We start from the raw sequence: 1,338 nt of genomic DNA, 5'->3' as shown, positions 1-1,338 counted from the left end.
CTGTCTGGCTGCCACCTCGATCGCACGTAGGGCGCGTCTCCCAAGTTCTCCGGTGGGGGCACGGGAGGGTCGTCTGCATGGTGCGTATGACGGTGCTCTCGGATGCCCAGTGGGAGACGATTGCGGAGCTGTTGTCGCCGGAACGCCCGAGGTTGTGGCGGCCGCGGCGGTCGAATCGGCAGGTGGTCGACGGGATCGTCTACCGGTACCGCTGTGGCCTGGCGTGGCGTGATCTGCCCGAGGGGTTCGGGCCGTGGCAGACGGCGTGGAAGCGGCACCGCCGCTGGTCGGCCGACGGTACCTGGGACAAGGTCCTGGCCGCTCTTCAGGTGCGTGCCGACGCCGAGGGGCGCCTGGACTGGACGGTGGCTGGGGATTCCACCGTCTGCCGTGCCCATCAGGATTCGGCGACCCTGCCGCGCCACACAGGGGGCTCGGTGGAATCACAACAATCGGCCCGACGAACCACTTGACCACGGATTGGGTCGTTCTTGTGGCGGCCTGTCGACGAAGATCCACCATCTTTTCGGCCCGAGTTCTGGCTTCGGCTGTTCTCAACCCGGTGCCAACGACGAGGAATATGCCAGTTGCGTGAGAATCCGAACGTGACAACCGAGTGAGAACGGCCAGGCCGGCTACCGTCCGGCTGACAGATCGGATGAGAACCTACAGCCGCGCAAGGCGAAAGTTGGGATTCTGGGTCGAAATCTTGGGATTCTGGGATTTTGAGCCAGTTTTAACGGGATTGGTTGGGACTGCTGAGAATTACCTGAAAGTGCAAGATTCTGCCTTCTAGTGCGGTAAGCGGCTGGGCCCGGCTCTTTGCGGGGCAGGACATCGTGGAGCCAAACGATGCGAGGCGCATTCGTGGCGCAGCATCTGGGATGCCGACCAACGGGGTTGTTGGCCCTCTAGGCCCCAGCGGCGCCTGTTTCGCAAGAGGTGAAGCTCGCCCTGCGACACAGCGGGAATGCTGCGCCTCCAAACGTGTCGCACGGGTGTACCCCAAGAGAACAGGGCGTGTTGCCGCAACGTCTGTAAATTTTGTGCAGTATGGCCCTACTGCGTTGGCTCGGACTCTCGGCAACGCTGGCGTCCCGAGATCGCTGAGCGAAGGCTTCATCATCCAAAAGCTTCATCCAAGAGATACCAGTGAACACCGTTTTGTAAGAATGTCGTCATGACTTCTGTGCATGAGGTGATTGAGGCGTCCCATCGTGGTGCGCGAGCGACACATCGCGGTTGAAACTCTCGAATTGAATCGCGCCCCGGCGAGCGCACTCCTGCCGGACCTTAACCCCGCTGGTTCATGGAGTGTGAGGACGGCTTCTGCCGGGT

General features: G+C 61.9%; 1 protein-coding gene. It reads left to right on the top strand.

The window, feature by feature from the left end; genetic code table 11:
- The first annotated feature begins 77 nt into the window (after nt 1-77).
- Nucleotides 78-473 carry an IS5 family transposase gene (locus G6016_RS14615; RefSeq protein ID WP_182633349.1) on the top strand — a complete coding sequence of 132 codons (396 nt, stop codon included), beginning with the start codon at nt 78-80 and terminating at the stop codon, nt 471-473.
- Nucleotides 474-1,338: the final 865 nt, after the last annotated feature.

Origin of the sequence: Dietzia aerolata (assembly GCF_014144865.1) — a bacterium.
GTDB classification, from domain to species: domain Bacteria; phylum Actinomycetota; class Actinomycetes; order Mycobacteriales; family Mycobacteriaceae; genus Dietzia; species Dietzia aerolata.
Note: the sequence above shows the minus strand (reverse complement) of the source record. Positions and strands in the feature narration are given on the sequence as shown.

What these genes read in the sequence shown, in the direction of transcription:
- G6016_RS14615 (WP_182633349.1), top strand. Translation starts at nt 78, where the DNA reads ATGGTGCGTATGACGGTGCTCTCGGATGCCCAGTGGGAGACGATTGCG.